The 22,167-nt window shown below is 58.4% G+C and carries 22 protein-coding genes and 1 tRNA gene; 11 read left to right on the top strand and 12 right to left on the bottom strand.

Annotation, left to right across the window (positions count from 1 at the left end; translation table 11 throughout):
• Window positions 1-114: 114 nt before the first annotated feature.
• The 3 genes from TRL7639_RS02680 to TRL7639_RS02670 all read left to right on the top strand — a co-directional run bounded on the left by TRL7639_RS02680 (window position 115) and on the right by TRL7639_RS02670 (window position 4,342).
• Complete coding sequence (locus TRL7639_RS02680; protein WP_085794249.1) at window positions 115-1,095, top strand: Bug family tripartite tricarboxylate transporter substrate binding protein; 981 nt, start codon at window positions 115-117, stop codon at window positions 1,093-1,095.
• 76 nt (window positions 1,096-1,171) lie between these two features.
• The gene (gene betC / locus TRL7639_RS02675) at window positions 1,172-2,710 is read left to right on the top strand and encodes a choline-sulfatase (RefSeq protein ID WP_085794248.1); all 1,539 of its coding nucleotides are present in this window, start codon (window positions 1,172-1,174) and stop codon (window positions 2,708-2,710) included.
• A gap of 3 nt (window positions 2,711-2,713) precedes the next feature.
• Window positions 2,714-4,342, top strand: a complete 1,629-nt coding sequence (locus tag TRL7639_RS02670; RefSeq protein ID WP_085794247.1) for a GMC family oxidoreductase — start codon at window positions 2,714-2,716, stop codon at window positions 4,340-4,342.
• A gap of 241 nt (window positions 4,343-4,583) precedes the next feature.
• Here the strand turns inward: TRL7639_RS02670 and TRL7639_RS02665 are convergent, their stop codons facing one another.
• From TRL7639_RS02665 to TRL7639_RS02645, 5 genes are all read right to left on the bottom strand, one after another.
• A complete protein-coding gene (locus tag TRL7639_RS02665) occupies window positions 4,584-5,123 on the bottom strand; it encodes a DUF4166 domain-containing protein (protein WP_085794246.1) in 540 nt (179 codons plus the stop codon).
• Complete coding sequence (locus tag TRL7639_RS02660; protein WP_235820237.1) at window positions 5,120-5,572, bottom strand: thiol-disulfide oxidoreductase DCC family protein; 453 nt, start codon at window positions 5,570-5,572, stop codon at window positions 5,120-5,122. The genes TRL7639_RS02665 and TRL7639_RS02660 overlap by 4 nt, the downstream gene beginning before the upstream one ends.
• 122 nt (window positions 5,573-5,694) lie before the next feature.
• Window positions 5,695-6,996 carry an ABC transporter permease subunit gene (locus TRL7639_RS02655; RefSeq protein ID WP_085796221.1) on the bottom strand — a complete coding sequence of 434 codons (1,302 nt, stop codon included), beginning with the start codon at window positions 6,994-6,996 and terminating at the stop codon, window positions 5,695-5,697.
• Between the two features lie 5 nt (window positions 6,997-7,001).
• Window positions 7,002-7,808: a taurine ABC transporter ATP-binding protein gene (locus TRL7639_RS02650; protein WP_085794245.1), complete on the bottom strand. Its 807-nt coding sequence runs from the start codon at window positions 7,806-7,808 to the stop codon at window positions 7,002-7,004.
• Between the two features lie 97 nt (window positions 7,809-7,905).
• The gene (locus TRL7639_RS02645) at window positions 7,906-8,895 is read right to left on the bottom strand and encodes a taurine ABC transporter substrate-binding protein (protein ID WP_085794244.1); all 990 of its coding nucleotides are present in this window, start codon (window positions 8,893-8,895) and stop codon (window positions 7,906-7,908) included.
• Window positions 8,896-9,305: 410 nt separating this feature from the next.
• On the opposite strand from TRL7639_RS02645, the gene TRL7639_RS02640 reads away from it, so the two are divergent.
• From TRL7639_RS02640 to TRL7639_RS02630, 3 genes are all read left to right on the top strand, one after another.
• Complete coding sequence (locus tag TRL7639_RS02640) at window positions 9,306-10,703, top strand: aminotransferase family protein (RefSeq protein ID WP_085794243.1); 1,398 nt, start codon at window positions 9,306-9,308, stop codon at window positions 10,701-10,703.
• Between the two features lie 185 nt (window positions 10,704-10,888).
• A complete protein-coding gene (locus tag TRL7639_RS02635; protein WP_085794242.1) occupies window positions 10,889-11,479 on the top strand; it encodes a GNAT family N-acetyltransferase in 591 nt (196 codons plus the stop codon).
• 139 nt (window positions 11,480-11,618) lie between these two features.
• Window positions 11,619-12,476, top strand: coding sequence for a DUF2189 domain-containing protein (locus TRL7639_RS02630; protein ID WP_085796220.1), 858 nt, complete (start codon window positions 11,619-11,621; stop codon window positions 12,474-12,476).
• A gap of 40 nt (window positions 12,477-12,516) precedes the next feature.
• Here the strand turns inward: TRL7639_RS02630 and TRL7639_RS02625 are convergent, their stop codons facing one another.
• Together TRL7639_RS02625 and TRL7639_RS02620 are read right to left on the bottom strand one after the other, a co-directional pair.
• Window positions 12,517-13,503, bottom strand: coding sequence for an NAD(P)H-quinone oxidoreductase (locus TRL7639_RS02625; protein WP_085794241.1), 987 nt, complete (start codon window positions 13,501-13,503; stop codon window positions 12,517-12,519).
• Window positions 13,504-13,541: 38 nt separating this feature from the next.
• Window positions 13,542-14,231, bottom strand: a complete 690-nt coding sequence (locus TRL7639_RS02620) for a COQ9 family protein (RefSeq protein WP_085794240.1) — start codon at window positions 14,229-14,231, stop codon at window positions 13,542-13,544.
• A gap of 110 nt (window positions 14,232-14,341) precedes the next feature.
• Between TRL7639_RS02620 and rpsU the strand changes: the two genes are divergently transcribed.
• Both rpsU and TRL7639_RS02610 read left to right on the top strand, forming a co-directional pair.
• Window positions 14,342-14,548: a 30S ribosomal protein S21 gene (gene rpsU, locus TRL7639_RS02615; protein WP_005614280.1), complete on the top strand. Its 207-nt coding sequence runs from the start codon at window positions 14,342-14,344 to the stop codon at window positions 14,546-14,548.
• Window positions 14,549-14,907: 359 nt separating this feature from the next.
• Window positions 14,908-15,768 (top strand): CAP domain-containing protein, encoded by an 861-nt coding sequence (locus tag TRL7639_RS02610; RefSeq protein WP_268875830.1) that lies wholly within the window; start codon window positions 14,908-14,910, stop codon window positions 15,766-15,768.
• Window positions 15,769-15,814: 46 nt separating this feature from the next.
• Here TRL7639_RS02610 and TRL7639_RS02605 read toward each other — a convergent pair whose 3' ends face one another.
• Entirely contained in the window at window positions 15,815-16,627 is an 813-nt protein-coding gene (locus TRL7639_RS02605; protein WP_207559628.1) for an amidohydrolase family protein, read from the bottom strand.
• 75 nt (window positions 16,628-16,702) lie between these two features.
• Here TRL7639_RS02605 and TRL7639_RS02600 point away from each other — a divergent pair, with 75 nt between their 5' ends.
• Entirely contained in the window at window positions 16,703-17,284 is a 582-nt protein-coding gene (locus tag TRL7639_RS02600; RefSeq protein WP_085794237.1) for a TetR/AcrR family transcriptional regulator, read from the top strand.
• Here TRL7639_RS02600 and ppk2 read toward each other — a convergent pair.
• Window positions 17,278-18,168 carry a polyphosphate kinase 2 gene (gene ppk2 / locus TRL7639_RS02595; RefSeq protein ID WP_370808933.1) on the bottom strand — a complete coding sequence of 297 codons (891 nt, stop codon included), beginning with the start codon at window positions 18,166-18,168 and terminating at the stop codon, window positions 17,278-17,280. The genes TRL7639_RS02600 and ppk2 overlap by 7 nt on opposite strands.
• 265 nt (window positions 18,169-18,433) lie before the next feature.
• On the opposite strand from ppk2, the gene TRL7639_RS02590 reads away from it, so the two are divergent.
• Entirely contained in the window at window positions 18,434-19,273 is an 840-nt protein-coding gene (locus TRL7639_RS02590; RefSeq protein WP_085794236.1) for a CPBP family intramembrane glutamic endopeptidase, read from the top strand.
• Here TRL7639_RS02590 and TRL7639_RS02585 read toward each other — a convergent pair.
• Complete coding sequence (locus tag TRL7639_RS02585) at window positions 19,270-19,728, bottom strand: Lrp/AsnC family transcriptional regulator (protein ID WP_085794235.1); 459 nt, start codon at window positions 19,726-19,728, stop codon at window positions 19,270-19,272. The two genes, TRL7639_RS02590 and TRL7639_RS02585, sit on opposite strands and share 4 nt — an antisense overlap.
• Window positions 19,729-19,866: 138 nt before the next feature.
• Between TRL7639_RS02585 and ald the strand changes: the two genes are divergently transcribed.
• Window positions 19,867-20,982 (top strand): alanine dehydrogenase, encoded by a 1,116-nt coding sequence (gene ald, locus TRL7639_RS02580; RefSeq protein ID WP_085794234.1) that lies wholly within the window; start codon window positions 19,867-19,869, stop codon window positions 20,980-20,982.
• A gap of 137 nt (window positions 20,983-21,119) precedes the next feature.
• Here the strand turns inward: ald and TRL7639_RS02575 are convergent.
• Window positions 21,120-21,196: transfer RNA gene (locus TRL7639_RS02575), tRNA-Met, on the bottom strand.
• A gap of 83 nt (window positions 21,197-21,279) precedes the next feature.
• Complete coding sequence (locus TRL7639_RS02570; protein ID WP_085796218.1) at window positions 21,280-22,086, bottom strand: mechanosensitive ion channel family protein; 807 nt, start codon at window positions 22,084-22,086, stop codon at window positions 21,280-21,282.
• Window positions 22,087-22,167: the final 81 nt, after the last annotated feature.

The following is a 22,167-nucleotide window of genomic DNA, read 5'->3' as shown; positions in this document are numbered from 1 at the left end:
TTTCGGTTCCGAGTTAATTACAGACAGTAACAAACTGTCCTGAGAAAGGGCCGAAGTCAACCAAAACCTTACACGGCCAAGGAAAAACAGGCCGAATCTCTCTGGGAGGAACTCATGAAAACACTCATCAAATCACTGGCAGCGGGCGCCGCGATTGCGGTTGCATCGCTGACCTCGGCCCAAGCCGAAGGCTATCCTGATCGCCCGATCACCATGGTCATCCCATACGGTCCTGGCGGTGCCGCTGACCTGTCCGCACGTCTGATTTCGGGCACCGCGCCCAGCTATCTGGGACAGCCGATCCTGGCCGTGAACCGCACCGGCGCGGCCGGCGTTGTGGGCTCGAACTTCGTCATCAACTCCAAGGCGGACGGCTATACTCTGTTGTCCGCGCGTGTGGGCTCGCAAATGGGCGTGCCGGCGATGAACAAGACGATCCCGTATGAGTGGGACGACTTCACCATGCTGGGCCTGATTGAAACCAATCCTTTTGTTCTGGTGGTGGCCGGTGACAGCCCGATCAACAGCTTTGCCGAGTTTGAGGCAGCCATCAAAGACGGCACCGAAATGACCTACGGCTCGGCCGGGGTTGGCACGCTACTGCACATCGCAACCGCTGTTATGGCCGATACCATGGGGGCCAACGCCGACAACCTGATTCACGTCCCTTACAAAGGCGGCGGAAAGGCGCGCGCCGCGATTATTGGCGGTCAGGTCGATTTCATGTGGCAGAACCTGTCGGGTGTGATCAACGCCATTGAGGGCGGACAGCTCAAAGCGCTGGCCATCACCACGCCCGAGCGGTTCGAAGCCGTAGGTGACATCCCCACTGTAAGCGAATTGGGGTACCCCGACATGGAACAGATCATCGGTTGGAGCGCCATCTACGGCCCGCCCGATCTGCCCGAAGATGTTGTCGCCGCTTGGACCGACACCCTGCAAAAGCTGAAAGACGACAAAGCCTGGAACCGCATGACCACGCAGTTGGGCAACGTTGTCGACATTCGCAGCCCCGAAGAAACCAAGGCCTTTGTCGAAGCGCAGTACAAAGTCTTTGACTCGGCGCTGGACAAACTGGGTCTCACCATTCGCTGATCACCACTCACGAGAGACCTTTGGGTGGCGTGCCCACCACGCCGCCCACCTGAAACAATCAATCGGATTTAACACGATGACCCGTCCCAACATCCTATTCATTCAGGCCGACCAACTCGCTGCCAACGCCCTTGCGCCCTATGGCAACAAGACCGTCAAGGCGCCGAACATCGACCGGCTGGCGGACGAAGGGGTCGTTTTCGAAAACTGCTATTGCAATCTGCCCATGTGCGGGCCTTCGCGCGCCTCGATGCATGCCGGACGCCTGCCGTTCGCCATCGAGATGTACGACAACGCCAATGAATTTCACGCCGACATCCCGACCTTTGCCCATTACTTGCGCGGGTTGGATTACCGCGTCGAGATGTCGGGCAAGATGCACTTTGTCGGCCCCGACCAGATGCACGGCTATGAAAAACGCCATACGACCGAGATCTATCCCGCGAACTTTGCCTGGACGGTCGATTGGTCGAAGGGTCGCGAATACAAGCCCACCAACCTAACCATGGCCCCGATCATCGAAAGCGGCCCTGCCGTGCGCACACTGCAAATGGATTACGATGACGAGGTCGCCTATCACGGCACCCAGGCGCTCTATGACCTGGCGCGCAAGGACGATGGCCGCCCCTTCATGCTGACGGTTTCCTTTACCTCTCCGCATTCGCCATTCGTGATCGGACAGGAGTACTGGGACCTTTACGATCACGACGATATCGAAAGTCCCGCCGTTCCGCCGCTCGAAGAAAACACCATGGATCACCTGAGCCGCAATCTGCACTATTGCCAATCGCGGCATGAATTCACCGTCACGGATGAGCACCGCCGCATGGCCCGGCACGGGTATTACGGCATGATTTCCTATATCGACGAGAAGATCGGCCAGATGATGGATGTGCTGGAAAAAACCGGGCTAAGCGAAAACACCATCGTCATCATCACCGCCGATCATGGCGAGATGATGGGCGAGCGGGGGATGTGGTTCAAACAGCATTTCTTTGAATGGGCCTCAAAAGTGCCGTTCATCGTGCATGCCCCGAACCGCTATTCCGCTGCCCGCGTGAAAAAAAACTGCTCGCTCGTGGACCTGATGCCGACACTGATGGACATGGCGGCAGGTGAGGCATGGGATGGTTACGCCGCCCCCATTGATGGGCATTCGCTGGTTCCTGCTCTGAACGGCAACACTGACGCAATGAATGACCTGTGCATTGGCGAGTTTGCCGCCGACGGCTCCACCGGCCCCAGTCGTATGGTCAAGCGTGGACCATGGAAACTGATGTGGCTCGAGGGGGTGGATACCCTGCTCTACAACACCGACGACGATCCGAACGAGGTCAACAACCTGGCCGACGATCCTGCCAATGCCGACCTGCGGGCCGAGCTGGAGGCGATCCTGTTCGATGGTTGGGACCCGGACACCCTGCGGGTGCAGATCCGCGCCAGCCAGGAACGCCGTCTGGCCATCCACAAGATCACGGGGGGCGAACCCTCATACGTCAACCTCGTGCGCGAGGATGACGATCGCCGCTACATCCGCAACGCGGGTGCGGCTGACACCAAGGCCAAAGCCCGGTTGCCGTATGTGGCCCCGGCAAAACCCGACAAGGTCGCGTGAACAATGGACTATGACTACATCATCGTGGGGGCCGGTTCAGCCGGTTGCGTACTGGCCAACCGCCTGTCCAAGGACCCGTCGATCAAGGTTCTGCTGCTCGAGGCGGGCGGCAAGGACAACAACCCGTGGATCCACATCCCGGTTGGTTACTTCAAGACGCTGCACAACCCAAACACCGACTGGTGCTACAAGGCCGAGCCTGATCCGGGCCTGAATGGCCGTAGCCTGGATTGGCCGCGCGGCAAGACGCTTGGCGGCTCGTCCTCGATCAACGGGTTGCTCTATGTGCGCGGCCAAAAGGAAGACTACAACCACTGGGCACAGCTGGGAAATCGGGGCTGGTCTTACGACGATGTGCTACCGCTCTTCAAACGTTCGGAAACCCACGAAGGCGGCGATACCGACCTGCATGGTCAGGACGGAGAGCTTTCCGTATCGCTGATCCGCGCCAAGTCCGAGATTTCGGAAGCGTTCATTGACGCCGCCGTCGAGATGGGCGTCCCCCGGACTGACGATTACAACGGCGAGAACCAGGAAGGCGCAGGATACTTCCACCAGACCGCCAAGAGTGGATTCCGCTGTTCGTCGGCCAAGGCATTCCTGACCCCGATCAAGGGCAAGCGAGACAACCTGACCGTTCTGACGCATGCCCACACCACCGGCTTGGCCTTTGCCAGTGACGCGCCCAAACAGGTCGTGGGTGTGAACTTCATCCATCAGCATGCCCCCAAGACGGCGCGGCTGCGCCCGGGTGGTGAAGTCATCCTGTCTGCAGGCGCCATTGGCTCGCCGCAGATCCTGGAACTATCGGGGATTGGCCAAGGTCAGGTTTTGCAAAATGCCGGGATCGGCGTAAGGCACGAACTTCCAGGCGTAGGCGAGTGTTTGCAGGATCACTTGCAGATCCGACTGGTCTATGAGGTGAACGTTGCAACCTTGAACGACGCTATCAATTCGTTCGTTCATCGCATGGGGATTGGCCTGGAATATGCGCTCAAACGCACCGGCCCGATGAGCCTTGGCGCAAGCCAGGTCGCCATCTTTGCCAAGTCGATGGAGGGGCTGGAAACCCCCGACATTCAGTTCCATTTCCAACCCCTGTCAGCGGACAAACCGGGGATCGAGATGCATCCCTTCTCGGGCTTCACCTCTTCCGTTTGTCAACTGCGCCCCGAAAGCCGCGGACACATACACATCAACAGTCCGCGGTCCGAAGATCACCCCCTGATCGTGCCAAACTACCTTTCGGCCACCGCCGACCAGCTTTGTGCCATCCGCGCAGTCAAGTTTGCGCGCGCAATGACCAAAACCAAAGCGCTGTCGCCGTTTATCGTGCGTGAACACGTTCCCGTGGGTCCGGTCGAAACAGACGAACAACACCTTGAGGCCGCGCGCAACATCGCTCAGACTATCTATCATCCGACCTCGACCTGCCGGATGGGTCATGACGACCAAGCGGTTGTCGATGACAGGTTGCGGGTACATGGCATTGGCGGGCTTCGCATCGCCGACGCGTCAATCATGCCTGCAATTGTCAGTGGCAACACCAACGCGCCCGCCATTATGATCGGCGAAAAGGCCAGCGACATGATCTTGCAGGACCGACGATCGGGGGCTCAAAAGGCCGCCTGACCTCTCCCCGAGCAGGCGCCTTGAGGCGCGGGAATGGCATCGCGGATTCGACGACCGGACGACCGCTGCACACCACATGCTGTACCCGCGCCGCAAAGACTGTTTGTCACGGCACACCAACCAACTGATGCAAGCTTTTCTCTCCTCTCAAGCTTGCATCACACCTCCGCCATTGAGGGATTTGGCGGAAAGACCGGGTCCGGCGCTCACCGGGCCCGGTTTTCTTTTGTCCATTTGGGGTTCATTCGACTGGCAACAACCAGCCGCGGTAAGCGGCGATACGGCCCACCCATGGCATCGCGATTTCGACGTCGAACACAAAGCGATCCTCTATCTGCATCTCGAAACTCTGCCCGGCGGGCAGAAGGGATCTGGGTAAAGGCAAAGGCCCGATGGCCCATGCCATCGGCTCAAGAGCCAAACGATCCCCGTCGTTCTGCAAAGCAACGGTCACGTCAATCATACCAAACCGCTCTTGTACGATGCCCGGCTGCGCGTTTGGTGCCTGATACTGGTAGGAGGTGAACGTGTGACCGGCGAAGTCGCGCTGCCACACTTCGCCTCCGTCTCGTGGAATGAAACTGACCGAAACCGGTACCGCGTCCCCCTGCGGCGGCAAACGCATCACCCAGCCAATCAGCCGAGACAGCATGCCCGCCCCGCGCAAGACCTTGGCCTGACCTGACCAGGTTCGGGGATCGGCGCTGCCGTGCAAAACCTGCAATTGCGGCGGCATATCATCAAGGGCTGCGCCCAGAACCCGACGGTAAAGAACAGTCATTTGAACAGCCGCCGCTGCACATCCGGATCGGGCATCGAGCACATGTCGCCCTGCCCGAACCAGCGATAGCGATTGCGCGCGACCATTCGATAGAGCGCATCCCGAACGGGCCTTGGAATGATCCGAAACACAGTCAGAAGTCGCCATCTGCCGCCCAGCATTTGCCCCGCACGGATGATGGCGTCCGACGACGTATAGGCCTGCCCCTGTTCCAGAAACAGCCAAGAGGTCGGATCATCCGGGTCCAGCCCATGCTGCACCAACAAGGACCGACCAAGCTCGGTTTGCATCGGAATGATCAGGAATTCTTGAGTGTGGTCATTGCGGGCGATCCACGCCGCGCCACGCGCGCAAAGCGCACAATGCGCGTCCATGACCGTCACGGCCGGACGCGTCATGATATCTTCGACTAGATCAGAGAGGCACAAGGGGAGAGTGTCATCGGCCATAGGGGAACGCTGGTTCAATTTTCGGCCACTCACAACCGGCAAAGTGTCTCATCTCAGATGCCAAAAAGAAACCGGGGCCCGCCATCAAGCGCGCCCCGGTTCATGTTCAGATCAAGCGTGGATCAGACTTTGCCTTTCCACGGGATCAGCCAGCTTTCCAGCTTGCGCATGCCGACCTCGATGGCAAAGCCAATGACGCCGATCACGATGATGCCGACGATGATGATGTCGGTCAGCTGGAACTTGGACGCGGTCACGATCATCTTGCCGAGACCCACGTTTGCTGCAACCAGTTCGGCCGCAACAACCGTACCCCAACAAACACCCATGGCGACACGAGCACCGGTGAAAATGTCAGGCAGCGAGTTCGGAACGATGACCTTGCTGAGGATCTGCCACTTGGATGCCCCCAGCGAATAGGCCGCGTGCACCTTGGCAATCGCAACACCGGACACCCCTGATCGGGCCGCAATGATCATGATCCATAGCGCCGCCAAGAACAGCAGCACGACCTTGCCAAGCTCACCGATCCCGAACCAGATGATCACCAGCGGGATCAAGGCCAGGGGTGGGATCGGACGCATGAATTCGACGATCGGGTCGAACCAACCGCGCGCCCAGCCTGTCAGACCCATGGCATAGCCAATCGGGATCCCGATCAAAGCACCAAAGAAGAAGCCAAGCAGAACCCGCTGCAGCGAATACCGCGTGTGCTCGAACAGGGTGTAGCCCTGATAGCCTTCCTTGTTCAGCCAGAAGAAGCGCTGCAACACAACCTCGGGTGCAGGCAAATACAGACGCGCCATGCGCAGGCCCTTGGCCGGCTCAAACGTCGGCGTGCCCTTGTCGGTCAGGCGGATCGTGCCATCATCGGTCTTGATCTCTCCACCAGGTTCGATGGATTGGCCATTGATCGTGATGATCTTCGACCCTTCCTTCTTGCTGACCTCATCGTTTTTCCAGACGTTCACGACCTTGAACGCATAGCGCGCCACGGTCAGCGTGTCGTTCTTGGCGAAACCATCACCGGGCTCAACCGCGATCGGATCAGGCTCGCGGCCAGGCTCGCCATTCTCATCAATGGTCTGCTGGATATCTTCGCGGTAAACCCGGACCGAAACGGTCGCTTCGTCCGTAGTGCCGTCTTCGAGCTGCACCGTGTAGGTAAAGCTTGTGTCACCCGAGAAAGGACCGGGCATCTTGGGCAGAGGGATCACCGAGTTGGTAAAGGCCACCCAAAGCCAGAACACCGTGATGACCGAAATGACCGAGGCGACGCGGTTCGCCGTAATCGCGCTTTCATCGCCGAATGTCACGGTTTTCAGTCGGTTGAAGCCCTTTTTCTCAAACGCGCTTTTGAAAACACGCTTTGCGATGAAAAACGACCCAAAGAACGCGCCTATGTAGAGGACGAGTACGAGCAAACCGGTCATGCGCTTTCCTCCGTCCGGCCCATGATTTCTTCTTCCATGTTCCAGATCATCTCAAGGATCTCTTCGCGCGTCCCGGCGTAGTCCTTGTGTTTCTTCACTTCCCGCAGGTCGTTGCCGACGCCTAGGTCCGCAAACGGCAGGCGATATTCCTTGTGCACGCGACCCGGGCGCGGCGCCATCACCAGCAGGCGTTCGCCAAGCAGCAATGCCTCTTCGACCGAGTGGGTGATCAGGATGATGGTCTTGCCGGTGTCCTTCCACAGGTCCAGAACCAGCGACTGCATCTTTTCACGCGTCAGCGCGTCCAAGGCGCCAAGCGGTTCGTCCATCAAGATGACGTCCGGGTCATTGGCCAGACAACGTGCGAGTGCCACGCGCTGCTGCATACCGCCCGACAGCTCATAGATGGCCTTTTCCTTGAAGTCCTGCAGGCCAACAACTTCGAGAAGATGTTCAACCTTCTCTTTGCTTTCCGCCCGGCTGACACCTTTCATGTCGGGACCAAAGCTGACGTTGTCGCGCACGTTCATCCATTCGAACAGCGCGCCTTGCTGAAAGACCATTCCACGTTCCGGGCTGGGGCCAGTTTCGACATGCCCATTCAGTTCGATTGTCCCTTCGGTCGGGGCCAAGAAGCCCGCAACGATGTTCAAAAGCGTTGTCTTGCCACAGCCCGACGGGCCCAACACGCTCATCAGTTCGCCAGACTTGATGTCCAGCGACACGTTCTTCAGCGCTTGGACATGCCCGCCGTTGGGCAGGTCAAAACGCATCGAGATATCATTTATGAGAAGTCCAGACACCTGGATCCCCTTCTTTCCAAGGTGGGATCGCCTTACACGTAAAGCGAAAAAGGGGTGGGTGTTTTGTCAAACACCCACCCCGCTTCACGAATAACGCTTAGTTGCCGCCCAGAGGACCTGCGTTCACGTTGTCCTCGTAAGAAGCTTTGGCTGCGTCGATCGAACCCGAGGCCACAAACACGTCCGCCACACCCTTCATGAAGGTCGCCGCGTTGCCGCCCAGCCATGCCTGGCTCAGTTGCTCGTCGACGGTCGGGAAGACAAAAGTGTTCAGCGTCGCCGCAGCATCATCTTCGCTCATACCTGCGTCTTTTGCGATCACCGGCAGCATCTTGGCTTGGTTGGCCTCGTCCGCCCACATCGCGTTGGCTTCGGCGGTCACAGCCAGGAACTTGGCGACCATGTCGCCGTTCTGCGCCACATACGATGTCGGCGCTGTGGTGGCGTCAAACACCAGGATACCCAGCTCGGTCTTTTCGGCACCGGTCAGCAAAACGTTGCCCGATTCCAGCATGCGGCGCAGCGCACCACCCCAACCACAGGCCATGTCAACGGCGCCCTGGCTGAGTGCGGCTTCGCCTTCGGCCGGAGCCATGTCGACGATTTCCAGGCTGTCGAGCGAAACGTTGAAATGCTCCATCTGCTTGAGGAAACCATAGTGCGCGGCGGTCCCCAGCGGAACGGCAACCTTCTTGCCTGCCAGTTCGCTTGCGCTGTCCTTGTCGATCTCGTGATCGGCACGCACCACGCAGTTGTCGTTGTCAGCATAGGACACAGCAACGTCAACGACCTGAAGGTCCTGACCGGCCGAGGCCGCGACCACGAAGGGTGGGATGCCCTGGCTGACCGACAGTTGCACGTCACCCGACGCCATCGCCGCGGACATCGCGGTGCCGGTGTCAAAGCTGACCCAGTTGATCTTGGTGCCCAGTGCCTCGTCATACATGCCGGTTTCCTTGGCAAACTGGAATGGCATCGGCCACTCGAGGAAGTATGCCACGGTCAGGTCTTCGGCCATTGCAGGTGCAGCACCTGCCAACATGGCCACGCTTGCCACTGCGCCCATCAACTTGGATTTGAAAGTCATACGTCGTCTCCCTGTTGCCTGCCGAAATGGCAGGTCGGATATCTTGGGCGGTATTCCGCCTCTATGAGTGTTCAGGACGGTACCCCAGGAGGTTTTATGGGGCCCGTACATTGATCCGAGCCGAAAATCCCCGCGCAATCAATGCCTTTTATGAGGGTTCACCAAAAAGAGAGAAGATGAAATTGGGGCTTTCAATTTGTGAAACCGCAGATTTCCGTGGTTTTTCAGACAAATATTGATGTAACAGGCAAGCGAAATTTCGGCATGATTTCAATACTGGACTTACCGCACCGCAGCATCTGGCCCTATCCGCGTGCCTGTTTTTTAAAGTCTCTGGAGTCTTGAAGACGGCTCTGATTTCTTCACGAAAGATAGAGTCGATATCTGGCAGAATTTTGAAAGGACATGTCATGGACGGCACGTTCAACGAGAACGATCTTTCGCACGTGGTCGAAGCCGACCGCGCCCACATCTGGCATCACCTGATCCAGCATAAACCCTTTGAAACCAATGACCCCCGCATCATTGTCGAAGGCAAAGGCATGCGTGTCTGGGACCAAAAAGGCAAAGAGCATCTGGATGCTGTTTCTGGCGGTGTTTGGACCGTCAACGTAGGCTATGGCCGCGAATCCATCTGTAAGGCGGTTTACGACCAGCTGATGAAGCTGTGCTACTTCGCCAACACCGCGGGCTCGATTCCCGGCGCGATCTTTGCTGAAAAGCTGATCGACAAGATGCCCGGCATGAGCCGCGTCTACTACACCAACTCGGGCTCCGAGGCGAACGAGAAGGCCTTCAAGATGGTCCGTCAGATCGCGCACAAGCGCTATGGCGGCAAGAAGACCAAGATTCTGTACCGCGACCGCGACTATCACGGCTCGACCCTGGCGACGATGTCGGCCGGCGGTCAGGACGAGCGCAACGCGCAGTACGGCCCCTTTGCGCCTGACTTTGTCCGCGTTCCGCACTGTATGGAATACCGCAAGCACGAACTGGGCCATGAGGATCTGTCGGGCGAAGCATTCGGCAAGGCCGCAGCAGACGCCATCGAAGAGGTGATCCTGCGCGAAGGTCCGGAAACCGTTGGCGCGCTGTGCCTGGAGCCGGTGACCGCAGGCGGCGGTGTAATCGAAGCACCCGAAGGCTATTGGGAGCGCGTGCAGGAGATCTGCAAAAAATACGACGTGCTGCTCCATATCGACGAGGTTGTCTGCGGTGTTGGCCGCACCGGTACCTGGTTCGGCTATCAGCAGTACGGCATCAAGCCCGACTTCGTGACCATGGCGAAAGGTGTCGCCTCGGGTTACGCGGCGATTGCCTGCATGGTTACCACCGAAGAAGTCTTTGACATGTTCAAGGATGACGCGGCCGATCCGATGGGGTATTTCCGCGACATCTCGACCTTTGGTGGCTGCACCGCTGGTCCGGCTGCTGCGATCGAGAACATGCGCATCATCGAAGACGAGAACCTGTTGGGCAACTGTATCGACATGGGCGACCGCATGTTGAACAACCTGCAAGAACTGATGGAAAAGCACAAAATCATCGGCGACGTGCGCGGCAAGGGCCTGTTCCTGGGTGCCGAGCTGGTCACCGACCGTGCAACCAAGGACCCCGTCGAAGAGAAGCTGGTTCAGGCCGTTGTGGCCGACTGTATGAACCAGGGCGTGATCATCGGCGCGACCAACCGTTCGCTGCCGGGTCGTAACAACACCCTGTGTTTCTCGCCCGCGCTGATCGCAACGGCAGACGACATCGATCAGATTACCGACGCCGTTGACGGCGCCCTGGGTCGGGTCTTTGGCTAACTGACATTTGCGCTCCCCTCTCTCCCCGTTTTGGGGGTGCAAACTGAAAACCGGCGCGTCCTCCGCGCCGGTTTTTTTTGGCTCGCGTGAATTGGTCTGCTCACCTTTTCAACATTTGGAACTTCTTCACACTCCGGTTTTGCGGCACATCCTGTGAAATTCGGTTGAACTTCAGGAGCTTCAAGATGTGGGCCACCCCAGTCACTTTGCGCGGCGAACACGCCAGCCTTGTCCCATTGGACATGGTACATGCCGACGACTTGGCCGCTGCCAGTGCCGACGGTGAGCTGCATCGGTTGTGGTACACATGGATCCCTGCTCCCGATCAGGTCGGTGAAGAAATCACCCGCCGCCTGTCCCTGCAAGAAGACGGCAGCATGGTGCCCTTTGCAGTACTTGATGCGTCGGGCCGTGCTGTTGGCATGACGACCTTTATGAATATCGACCACAGCGCGAAACGGATGGAGATCGGCTCGACCTGGTATGCCCGCTCGGCCCAACGGGGGCCGCTGAATACCGAATGCAAGTTGATGCTGTTGCGTCATGCCTTTGAAACACTCGACGCGATCGCGGTCGAGTTTCGCACCCATGCGCTCAACCATCAAAGCCGCCGTGCGATCGAACGGTTGGGGGCCAAACTGGACGGCGTTTTGCGCTCGCATATGGTGATGGCCAACGGAACCCTGCGCGATACGGCCGTCTATTCCATCATCGCCGGAGAATGGCCTGCGGTGCGCGCAAACCTGATGTGGCAGATGGAGAAACCGCGCAGCTGACCCGCGGTCTCGCAGCTGTGAAAGCGCGCAAAATCAGATTGTGCTATACTGCTCCCATGCGTTGCAGATCGGCCGGGCCGGGCGCAACGATGTGTCAGGCCCTTTTCATGGCGATCCGCGCTTTTGGAAGGGGAAAGATATGGCAAAAACAATTGGAAATCCGATCAGCTGGGCAGCCCAAAACCTGGGCGCAACTGGTGATCATGTGGGTGAGACAGTCACCCAACTTGGCAGTGAAGACACCGGAAACCTGCCTGAAATCCGCACACTCAGCACCGACGACATCCGACATGCTCTGCGTGCAGGCTATGATGATTTCCTGGCCAGCCGGGCCGACGCGATCTTTATTGCAGTGGTCTATCCTTTGGCCGGGCTTGTGTTGTTTGGGTTGGGCATGCGCATGGACATGGTGCCGCTTTTGGCGCCGCTGGTGATGGGCTTTGCACTGTTGGGGCCCGTGGCCGCCGTTGGCCTTTATGAAATCAGCCGTCGTCGTGAACAGGGGCAAAAGGTGCATTGGTTGGACGCGTTCGGCGTCTTCCGATCCCCTGCATTTGGGGCAATCCTGGCCTTGGGGCTGTACCTGACCGCCCTTTTCGTAACCTGGATCCTGACCGCGCAAAGCATCTATTCCCAGACCTTGGGTCCCGAAGCGCCCGCATCCTTGATGGCGTTCCTGACGGAGGTGACCACCACCGCCGCAGGATGGACCATGATGATCGTAGGCGTTGCGGTTGGGTTCCTGTTTGCGCTGATCGCCCTGGCCATCAGCATCGTGAGCTTTCCTTTGCTGCTGGATCGTCAGGTCGGCGTCCCGGTCGCGGTTGTCACGTCCGTTCGCGTCATGCGGCAGAACCCGCGCGTTGTTCTGACATGGGGCGCCATCGTCGCTGCGATGCTGGTGATCGGCTCGATCCCGATGCTTCTGGGGCTGATCTTTGTCATGCCCATTTTGGGACACGCGACGTGGCACCTGTACCGCCGGGCCATCGTTTGAGAAATTGCGCAGGCCTGAGATTGGCCTGCGCCTAAGTGGCTTAACCGCCAACCTTCATGACGATCTTGCCAATGTGGCCAGAGCTTTCCATGCGTGCGTGCGCCTCGGCCGCTTGGGCAAAGTCGAACTCGCTGTCCATGACCGGGGCAACGGTGCCCGCATCCAACAGCGGCCAGACCGCCTCGCGCAGATCTTGCGCAATCCGGGCCTTGGCCAGATCGCTTTGCGGACGCAGGGTACTGCCGGTCAGGGTCAACCGCTTGACCATCATCATGGCAAAGTTCAGCTCGACCACTGGCCCCTGCAGAAACGCGATCTGCACCAGGCGACCATCCTCGGCCAAACATTTGACGTTACGGGGAATGTAGTCACCGCCCACCATGTCCAGGATCAGGTTAGCGCCGCCTTCGGCTTTCATCACCTTGACGAAATCCTCGTCCCGGTAATTGATCGCCTTCTCAGCTCCGAGGTCCAGACAGGCCTGGCATTTATCGTCCGACCCAGCCGTGGCAAAGACACGCGCGCCAAAAGCTTTGGCCAATTGGATCGCAGTCGTTCCGATCCCGCTGGAACCACCATGCACCAGGAACCGCTCGCCCGCTTTCAACCCGCCGCGGGTGAACACGTTGGACCAGACGGTAAAAAAGGTCTCGGGTAGACAAGCGGCTTCTTTCATACCCAAGCCTGCCGGGACCGGCAGACAATGCGCGGCAGGTGTGGCCACATATTCGGCATAGCCACCACCCGGCAGCAGCGCACAGACCTGATCGCCCATGCTCAGAGAATCTACGCCATCGCCCAAAGCCACAACCTCACCCGAGCATTCCAGCCCCGGCAGATCGCTGGCACCGGGGGGCGGATCATAGGCTCCGGCCCGCTGCAAGGCATCGGGGCGGTTGACGCCGGCATAAGCGACCTTAAGCACCACCTGACCGTGGCCCGGCGTTGGCACAGGGCGGTCGGTGAGTTGCAGAACCTCGGGGCCGCCGGGTTTGGTGATTTCGACGGCACGCATTGTTTGGGTCATCCACGATCTCCTTAGATGTTGACGGGCATGTCAGGCGATCAGCCGCGCGGTGTCAACGACCCCGGCAGATCCTTCATCCGAACCGGCGCCTTGATCTGGCTCATCAGCCAGTTCGGCCCAGCCAGCAAAGGCTTGAACAGGGGATTCTTGTTGACCTGCGCTTTGAACTTTTCGAACTGCATCACATTGTCGATCCGGCGATCCAAGAATTCCCAGGTCGCGTGATGGTCAGACGAATCATCGCCCAACCAGAACAACACGGTCGAGGAATAGACCGCCGACAGCGTTGCACGCTTGGTGTACCAATTGGCGTCTTGCGAGGTATCACCAAGCGTGTCCCAGATCAGGTCACATGTTCCCCAAATCGCCTTGGCCCCATCGGCAGCGTAGGCAGGCAGAGCAAAAAGCGTCGTACCCCGGCGCACCGCCTCTTTGTCGTCCGAAGCTTCTAGGCGGAACCGGACCGCGGCGGCCACTTTTTCGCTGAACCGCAGCTCGCTCATGTCCTCGGACTGCATCCGTGCAACCATCTGCGCATCGCCGCGCGCATGATAAGCCAACGCCAGATCCACGGCGCCACGTGGGCAAACCGCACGGGCCAGCGTCCTGTCCATATCCGCATCTGATACAGCAGCAGCAAAGGTCGCCTCGGTCCAGCCATCAAATGGCACATGGATAAGGGCGGCGTCCAAAAGGGTCTCGCGCAGATCTTCGTAAGGCATGGTCATGGTCAATCTCCGAACCGTTACACACGTACTAGACATATTAGTGTCGCTTTGCTATACGGCCACTTCCTGCAAATCCTTGCAACTCTATCTAGAAAGGTGGTGAAAACCACATGCAGGTTAGTGTTCGTGACAACAATGTCGATCAGGCGCTTCGTGCCCTGAAGAAAAAGCTGCAGCGTGAAGGCGTCTTCCGCGAAATGAAGCTCAAGCAACATTTCGAAAAGCCGTCCGAGAAAAAAGCGCGCGAGAAGGCTGAAGCGATCCGCCGTGCCCGCAAACTGGCACGCAAGAAAGCACAGCGCGAAGGTTTGCTCTAAGTAGATCAGCGGCTATTTCAGACGCTATTTGACGACCCCCGAGGCCCTGCCGCGGGGGTTTGTCTTTTTGGGGCTCCTGATTCTGTCCTTGCCCCCTTTTTGTCCCTTTGGACAATGTTTGCCGGTTTCCTGTCTCACTCTCAGCTTGAAGTTGCCGTTGGCGATTTCAGGCGTTTGGAGCCGCAGCTTCTTGCCCATTCCATTGGGACGAAAAGGCGGCGCCTTGCGTGAATTCGCTCTGCCCGCGACTGACTGTTTCTGACACCCCCCTCGTCTCTTAGTGCGAAGGGCGCGGCTTAGCCCGCCCACTCAACACAAGGGAACACACCATGTCACAAGCAAATGAATTAGAGCAGCAAATGCTTGATTTGATTAATGAAGAACGCACATCGCGGGGATTGGACCCCGTTCAACTCGAGCTGAGATTGAACGATGCATCCGAGGATCACAGTTCCTGGATGCTGCAACAGGACGTGTTCTCGCACACCGGCGAAAACGGATCGAGCGCCGGTGACCGGATGGAAGACGCCGGGTTCGAATTCTCGGGCGATTGGACCTGGTCTGAAAATATCGCCTGGCAGAGCGAACGCGGCGCGCCGGGCTTGGCTGATGATGTCGAGGATTTGCACGATGGCCTGATGAACAGTGCTGGACATCGCGCAAACATCTTGGATCCCGACGTCACCGTTGTCGGCATTGGCATCGAAACCGGCGATTACCAAGGTTACGACGCAGTGATGGTCACACAAAACTTTGCCCGAACCCAGGCCGAGGTTCAGTTGGATCAGGACACCACCACCCCCACAACCCCGATTGATCCCCCAGAGATGGTTGAGGTTGAGGTTCCTGAAACGCCAACTACAGAACCAGAGCAGCCTGTGACGGAACAGCCTGAAACAGAGCAACCTGTGGTCGCGCAACCCGAAGACGTTGCACCAGCGGACGTAGAGATGCCCGAGCAGCCCACAAACCCGCCAAGCACCATTGCCGACATTCTGCTTGAATGCTGGAGCGGCGAGGAAATTGTCTTTGAATGGCCGCCGATGGATCTAGACGCCCAGATCGACGGCACAATGACGCAACCTCTGGACTTTGTTCGCCTGGATCTGGAATCTGACCGTCCTGCAGCGGATGACCAAGAAACGTGGTGTTTCAACCCTGACGACATTGGCGCGTTCATCTCACAACCTGTGTGGGACTACGACACCTTCTGTTTCTGATCCGATCCTGGCCAGGCGCATCCCTGCGTCTGGCTGACGTCACCCGCTAAAGGCCAAACACCTTTTTGGCGTTGCCAGACAAAAAATGCTCGGCTTGCCTGTCATCCAGGCCGAGTGTGTCGAACCCTTTCAGCGCCTGTTCCGGCGGCATCATGGGGTAATTGGAACCAAACAACACCTTGTCCGTGCCGTGCCCCTTGAGGAATCGCACCAGTTCAGGCGGGTAGCGCCCCACCGTGTAGGCGGACGTGTCGATATAGACATTCTCGTGCTTGGTCGCGACGGCCACCGCCTCTTCGGTCCAAGGATAGCCGATGTGCCCGCCGACAATGGTCAGCTCGGGGAAGTCCAACGCCACCTGATCCAGGTACAGCGGCCGCCCAACCTCGGACGGCATCAGCGGGCCGGTGTGGCCGATCTGAGTGCAAAATGGCACGCCCAGATCAACACACGCGGCATAAACCGGATAGAACCGACGGTCTGTTGGCGGCACCTCCCACAGCCAGGGCAGAACGCGGATCGCCTTGAAACCCAGCTCGGTCACACAGCGGCGGATTTCCCGTACCGCCTCCATCGGGCGGGCGATGTTGACCGAGCCGACGCCGACCAAGCGATCAGGTGCTTCGGCGACAAACCCAGCCACCTCGTCGTTCGAAATCATCGTGTTGCGCGGGGCTTCCCAGGCGCTGATCAGCATGCGGTCGACCCCGGCCCGATCCATCAGACCAACTGTGGTCGCCACTGGAAGATCTTCAGTCGGAGTCGGGGATTTGGTCCAGCGCCGCAGCGAATCGAACATTGGGTCTTGGGAATGCCTCAGCGTGGGGTGCTGACCCCAGGCATCGATAATTTCGGTCACGGGCGATCTCCTGATGACAAAGCGGAATCAGAGTAGTACTCTAGAGTGTAACTCTAATCGGTGATAGCACAACCCATGTCCCCCACGACCAAGAAGCTGATCCAGGCCGCTGCCCTGCGCTTGTTCGATGAGCAGGGCGTCGCGGCGACTTCAATTGCGCAGATCAGGGCAGAAGTGGGCATATCCAACGGCAGCTTCTTTCACGCCTACAAAACCCGCGACGATCTATGTGCGGACATCTATCTGCTGGCGCTTAAGGATTACCACGCGGCGCTGGTGGCCGATCTGCCCGAGACTGCACAGGACGGGATCGCAGCGCTGATCACTGCGCATCTGGAGTGGGTGGTCACATCCGGCCCGTTGGCACGGTTCCTGTTTGAACATGCCCGACCCGAATGGCTGAACAGCATCCGCGCGGAACAAGCCAGTGAAAACGCCAAACTCGCCGAAAGGCTGGCAACTTGGCGCGCACCATTGACCAAGGCCGGGGCCTTGCACCCGATGTCCGAGATGATGTTCTTTGCGCAGCTGATCGGCCCGGCCCAAGTCTTTTGCCGGGCATGGCTATCGGGTCGAAACGCAGAAGATCCGCGCACGCATGCGCGGGTCTTGATCGACAGTGCCTGCCGGGTTCTGATCCTGACGCCGGATCAATAAACCTTGGGCACGTAAAGCTCGTCAGGCAAAAACTGCCGCTCGTACTCCGGGTTGTACTTGCGATCCGGCAGATCGACCTTTTCGCTTGGTACATCCTCATACGGGATTTGCGTCAGCAGGTGCTCGATGCAGTTCAAACGTTCGCGTTTCTTGTCGTTGCCCTCGACAATGTACCACGGCGCCTCGGGGATGTTGGTGCGCTCGAACATCTCTTCCTTGGCTTTGGTGTACTGCTCCCACCGAATACGACTCTCCAGATCCATCGGGGACAGCTTCCACTGCTTCATCGGGTCGTGGATGCGCATCAGGAATCGCAATTGCTGTTCTTCGTCGGTGATCGAGAACCAGTACTTCAGCAGAATGATCCCCGACCGCACCAGCATCCTTTCAAATTCAGGTACGTCGCGGAAAAACGCCTCGACCTCGTCCTCGGTCGCAAAGCCCATGACGCGTTCAACCCCAGCGCGGTTGTACCAGGACCGGTCAAACAGCACGATTTCACCACCCGCCGGCAGATGCGGCACATATCGCTGGAAATACCATTGGCTTTGTTCGCGACGTGAGGGCGCAGGCAGCGCAACGACACGGGCAATACGCGGGTTCAGGCGTTGGGTGATCCGTTTAATCACTCCGCCCTTGCCGGCTGAATCGCGGCCCTCCATCAGGATCACCACCTTTTGGCCGGTGTGCTGCACCCAGTCCTGTAGCTTGATCAGTTCGGCCTGCAGACGCAGCAGGTTGCGGAAATACACTTTGCGGTCGAGCATCTCGGGGTGCTGCGCGCGATAGATCTTGCGGATTTCCATCGACAGCATCGGTTCGCTGAACTCGATTTCAAAATCCTCGTCCAGCGTGTCCTCAAGCTCGGCTTCCAACCAGTCCATTGCAGATGTGTTAGATTCCTCGGTCACTGGAACGGTTCCTTCCTTCAATTCAACAAACACCCGATACACAGATCAGGTAACGCTTTGGTGTCAGCCTTCAATACGGCGACCCCGCCCCCGACGATGATCGGTGGGTATGAGACAAGACATGATGATATGGCTGGCAGATCAACACAACCGCAATTTGTTTGCAGTCAAATGCTTGCCAATGCATTGATTTTGATCAACGTGAAGCGACGAAAACTAAAAGTTCACAGGAAACGGCATGATTTATCTGCTGTCCCACCTGACCGAGCTGTGGCCGTGGCTGATCCTGATGGCAGCCCTTGGTGCCGGCTGGTCGGGGTACAAACGCGCAGCGCTTGTTCTGCTGGGTCTTTGGGCCTGTGCAGCAGTTTATCTGGGTGTCCTGTCGATTGTGGCCCTTGCCATCGGCGCGCCCGGCTTGGCTTTGGCGACCTGGTTGCGCAGCGCGACTGGCACGGCTGCAGCGATTGGCTGGACAATCTTGATTCTGTGGTCCGTCGCCCTGGGCGCGCACTTGCTGCCTGGCTTCAACAATCCCATCGCATTGGACGGTGTGCTATCCGGCCCTGAAAGCCGGCCCTTCACGATGCATCTCAACGCGGACAAACCGCTGGTGTTCTTTGCACTTTTGTTGGCCTGGAACCCACTGTTGCACCAGGACCGCCCCACCCGCGTTTTCCCGCTGATCATGGCCGCAGCGCTTGCCCTTGCGCTGTTTCCGATGGCCATTGTAGCCGGCGCCCTATCGCCAGAGGTAAGCTGGCCCGACTGGATTGGACTGTTTGTTCTGGTCAACCTTCTGATGACTTGCCTGACCGAAGAGGCTTTCTTTCGTGGATTTCTGCAAAAGGCACTGACAGGCCGCATCGGCGCAGCGGGTGGCATTGCCTCGGCAAGCCTGCTGTTTGGATTGGTCCATTTACCCGCCGGTGCCGCGGTGATGGCTTTTGCAACGCTATTGGGCGCGGCGTGCGGCTTGGGTCACTGGTACGGCGGGCGCTTGCGCTACGCGGTCTGGATCCACTTTGGCTTTAACCTGATCCATCTGCTGTTCTTTACCTACCCTGGGCCCGCCTAGACCGGCAACGCGGTGGTTTTGAACACGGTGCGCAGGGCAAACGAGCTTTGCATCTGCGCCACCCCAGGCAGCCGCGCCAGATGCTGACGATGAATGCGCGCGAAATCTTCGGTGTTTTCGGCCACAACCTTCAGGATGTAATCCGCCGTGCCCGCCATCAGGTGGCATTCCAGAACGTCCGGTATCCGCCCAACCGCCTTTTCAAACGCATCCAGAACCTCGTCCGCCTGCCCCTGCAAGGTGATCTCGACAAACACCGTCGTAGGCACACCCAGCTTGCGGGAATCCAGCAAGGCAACGTAGTCACGGATGTATCCGTCTGCTTCCAACCGCTGTACGCGCCGATGGCAGGCGGATGGAGACAGATTGGCCTGTTCCGACAACTCTGCATTGGACATCCGCCCCTTGCGTTGCAACGCCCTGAGGATCCGCCGATCCGTTGCATCCAAGCTCATTGACGCACATCCTTTGCATACTTTATCCCATCTACGCGATATTATCCCAAAAATACCGCGGTATACGAGGGGGGTTTCAGAAAAATTGCGGCCCAGGTCTGCACATAATTTAGGCAGATTGTGAACGGAGGAATCGCAATGAAAATCGGGTGCCCTACAGAAATCAAACCCCAGGAATTCCGCGTCGGCATGACGCCGGACGCCGCGCGCGAAGCGGTCAACCACGGTCACGAGGTGATCATCCAGAAAGGCGCGGGCGCTGGCGCCGGCTTCACGGATGAGGACTATGTCGCTGCAGGTGCTGCGATCATCGACACGGCGGAAGAGATCTTTGCCACCGCCGACATGATCGTAAAGGTGAAAGAACCCCAAGCGGGCGAGCGCAAGATGCTCCGCGAAGGGCAGCTGCTGTTTACCTATCTGCATCTGGCACCCGATCCGGATCAGACGCACGACCTGCTGGAGTCCGGCTGTACTGCAATCGCCTATGAAACCGTGACCGACGACCGTGGCGGCCTGCCCCTGTTGGCGCCAATGTCCGAGGTCGCCGGTCGTCTGGCACCCCAGGTCGGTGCGTGGACCCTGCAAAAGGCCAACGGCGGTCGTGGCGTGCTGATGGGTGGTGTGCCCGGCGTGGCCCCGGCCAAGGTTGTTGTCATCGGCGGCGGTGTCGTGGGCACACACGCAGCCAAGATCGCCGAGGGCATGGGCGCGGACGTCACCGTTCTGGACCGGTCGTTGAACCGCCTGAAGTACCTCGACGACGTCTTTGGCCGCGACTTCAAGAACCAGTACTCGACCGCCGGTGCGACCGCCGAGTTAGTGCGTGAGGCCGACATGGTCATCGGCGCGGTTCTGATCCCCGGTGCCGAAGCTCCGAAACTGGTGTCGCGCGCGCAGTTGAGTGAGATGAAGCCGGGCGCGGCCCTCGTTGACGTGGCCATCGACCAGGGCGGCTGTTTCGAAACGTCCAAGGCGACTACTCATGCCGACCCGATTTATGAAGTTGATGGCATCATGCATTATTGCGTGGCGAACATGCCCGGTGCAGTGGCCCGCACCTCGACCCAGGCGCTTGGAAACGCCACCCTGCCCTTCATGCTGAACCTGGCCAACAAAGGTTGGAAACAGGCCTGTGCTGACGATCCACACTTGCTGAACGGCCTGAACGTTCACGCGGGCCAACTGACCTATTATGCAGTCGGCAAAGCTTTGGGCATCGACGTTGTGTCACCCCAACTGGTGATCAAATAAAGCCAGACCAGAAAAGAAACAAAAGCCCCGGCCAATGCGCCGGGGCTTTTGGGTTTTAACCAAGCATTCCGATCTCACCGGCAAACGTGTGCTTTGCTGCTGCAAACATCTGTTTATGCCAAAACATTGGGAAGGTCTGGTAGCGTGAGGCGGACTTGAACCGCCGACCCCAGCATTATGAGTGCTGTGCTCTAACCAACTGAGCTATCACGCCGTATCCAGTGCGTGGTGCAGTACCCAAGGCTTGGGCCGGTGTCAAACGGTTTCCTGATGATCCGGCCCAATTTTTTGCAGGCCTCAGCCCTTTTTCTGAATCTCGACCGAATGCGGATACGGGATCGAAATACCCTTGGCGTCAAACGCCTCTTTCACGGCCTTGGTGAGCTGGAATTTCAGCTCCCAATAGTCGGCCGCATTGCACCAGATTCGTGCCGTCAGATCGACCGAGCTGTCGCCCAGATTGGTTACACGCACCCATGGGGCCGGATCGGAAAGAACCCGCTCGTCGGCTGTGGCGACCTCTTCAATGATCTGCATGGCCGTGTCAGCGTTGTCGCCATAATCGATGCCAAACACCAGATCGACCCGGCGGGTGTCATGCGCCGAATAGTTGGTGATGATCGACCCCCAGGACTGACCATTGGGCACGATGATTTGTACGTTGTCAGGGGTCACGAGCTCGGTGGTGAATAGATTGAGATCCTTCACGGTACCCGAAGTACCGCCAATGTCGACATACTGCCCCAATTTGTACGGACGGAACACAACCAGCATGACGCCGGCCGCCAGATCACTGAGCGTCCCTTGCAGAGCAAGACCAATCGCCAATGATGCCGCACCCAAGATGGCAACGATACTGGTCGCCTGAATGCCAAAAATGCCCAATACAGCGACCAGAACAATCGCCAGAATCACCCATTTCACCATGCTGGCAACGAAATTGCCAAGCGTCGGATCAATCTGCGGCGTCTTATTGATGCGACGGCGGACCATCCCGCTGATTGCTCCGGCGGCGATCCACCCCACGATCAGAACGATCAGGGCCTTTACGGCATTGATAACAACCGGGCCATAGGCTTCGGTTTGTGAGAGAACCTCTTCCACGTGCGTCTCCTTTGCATGACACATTATCCCGCGCTGAGAGCCCTCCCGCGCAGGTTGGCAGCCATCATTCGGAAAAATGCA

It is taken from the genome of Falsiruegeria litorea R37, assembly GCF_900172225.1.
Classification (GTDB): domain Bacteria; phylum Pseudomonadota; class Alphaproteobacteria; order Rhodobacterales; family Rhodobacteraceae; genus Falsiruegeria; species Falsiruegeria litorea.
The sequence above is the reverse complement of the archived record's forward strand: the minus strand, read 5'-3'. Positions and strand labels throughout refer to the sequence as shown.

Excerpts from the sequence above, each read along its gene's own strand:
- ald (WP_085794234.1), top strand. The coding sequence starts at position 19,867 with ATGAAAATCGGGTGCCCTACAGAAATCAAACCCCAGGAATTCCGCGTC.
- TRL7639_RS02635 (WP_085794242.1), top strand. The coding sequence starts at position 10,889 with ATGTGGGCCACCCCAGTCACTTTGCGCGGCGAACACGCCAGCCTTGTC.
- TRL7639_RS02645 (WP_085794244.1), bottom strand. The coding sequence starts at position 8,895 with ATGACTTTCAAATCCAAGTTGATGGGCGCAGTGGCAAGCGTGGCCATG.
- betC (WP_085794248.1), top strand. The coding sequence starts at position 1,172 with ATGACCCGTCCCAACATCCTATTCATTCAGGCCGACCAACTCGCTGCC.
- TRL7639_RS02620 (WP_085794240.1), bottom strand. The coding sequence starts at position 14,231 with ATGACCATGCCTTACGAAGATCTGCGCGAGACCCTTTTGGACGCCGCC.
- TRL7639_RS02680 (WP_085794249.1), top strand. The coding sequence starts at position 115 with ATGAAAACACTCATCAAATCACTGGCAGCGGGCGCCGCGATTGCGGTT.
- TRL7639_RS02640 (WP_085794243.1), top strand. The coding sequence starts at position 9,306 with ATGGACGGCACGTTCAACGAGAACGATCTTTCGCACGTGGTCGAAGCC.
- ppk2 (WP_370808933.1), bottom strand. The coding sequence starts at position 18,168 with ATGGACTGGTTGGAAGCCGAGCTTGAGGACACGCTGGACGAGGATTTT.
- rpsU (WP_005614280.1), top strand. The coding sequence starts at position 14,342 with ATGCAGGTTAGTGTTCGTGACAACAATGTCGATCAGGCGCTTCGTGCC.
- TRL7639_RS02660 (WP_235820237.1), bottom strand. The coding sequence starts at position 5,572 with ATGGCCGATGACACTCTCCCCTTGTGCCTCTCTGATCTAGTCGAAGAT.
- TRL7639_RS02610 (WP_268875830.1), top strand. The coding sequence starts at position 14,908 with ATGCTTGATTTGATTAATGAAGAACGCACATCGCGGGGATTGGACCCC.
- TRL7639_RS02600 (WP_085794237.1), top strand. The coding sequence starts at position 16,703 with ATGTCCCCCACGACCAAGAAGCTGATCCAGGCCGCTGCCCTGCGCTTG.
- TRL7639_RS02590 (WP_085794236.1), top strand. The coding sequence starts at position 18,434 with ATGATTTATCTGCTGTCCCACCTGACCGAGCTGTGGCCGTGGCTGATC.
- TRL7639_RS02585 (WP_085794235.1), bottom strand. The coding sequence starts at position 19,728 with ATGAGCTTGGATGCAACGGATCGGCGGATCCTCAGGGCGTTGCAACGC.
- TRL7639_RS02625 (WP_085794241.1), bottom strand. The coding sequence starts at position 13,503 with ATGACCCAAACAATGCGTGCCGTCGAAATCACCAAACCCGGCGGCCCC.
- TRL7639_RS02670 (WP_085794247.1), top strand. The coding sequence starts at position 2,714 with ATGGACTATGACTACATCATCGTGGGGGCCGGTTCAGCCGGTTGCGTA.
- TRL7639_RS02665 (WP_085794246.1), bottom strand. The coding sequence starts at position 5,123 with ATGACTGTTCTTTACCGTCGGGTTCTGGGCGCAGCCCTTGATGATATG.
- TRL7639_RS02630 (WP_085796220.1), top strand. The coding sequence starts at position 11,619 with ATGGCAAAAACAATTGGAAATCCGATCAGCTGGGCAGCCCAAAACCTG.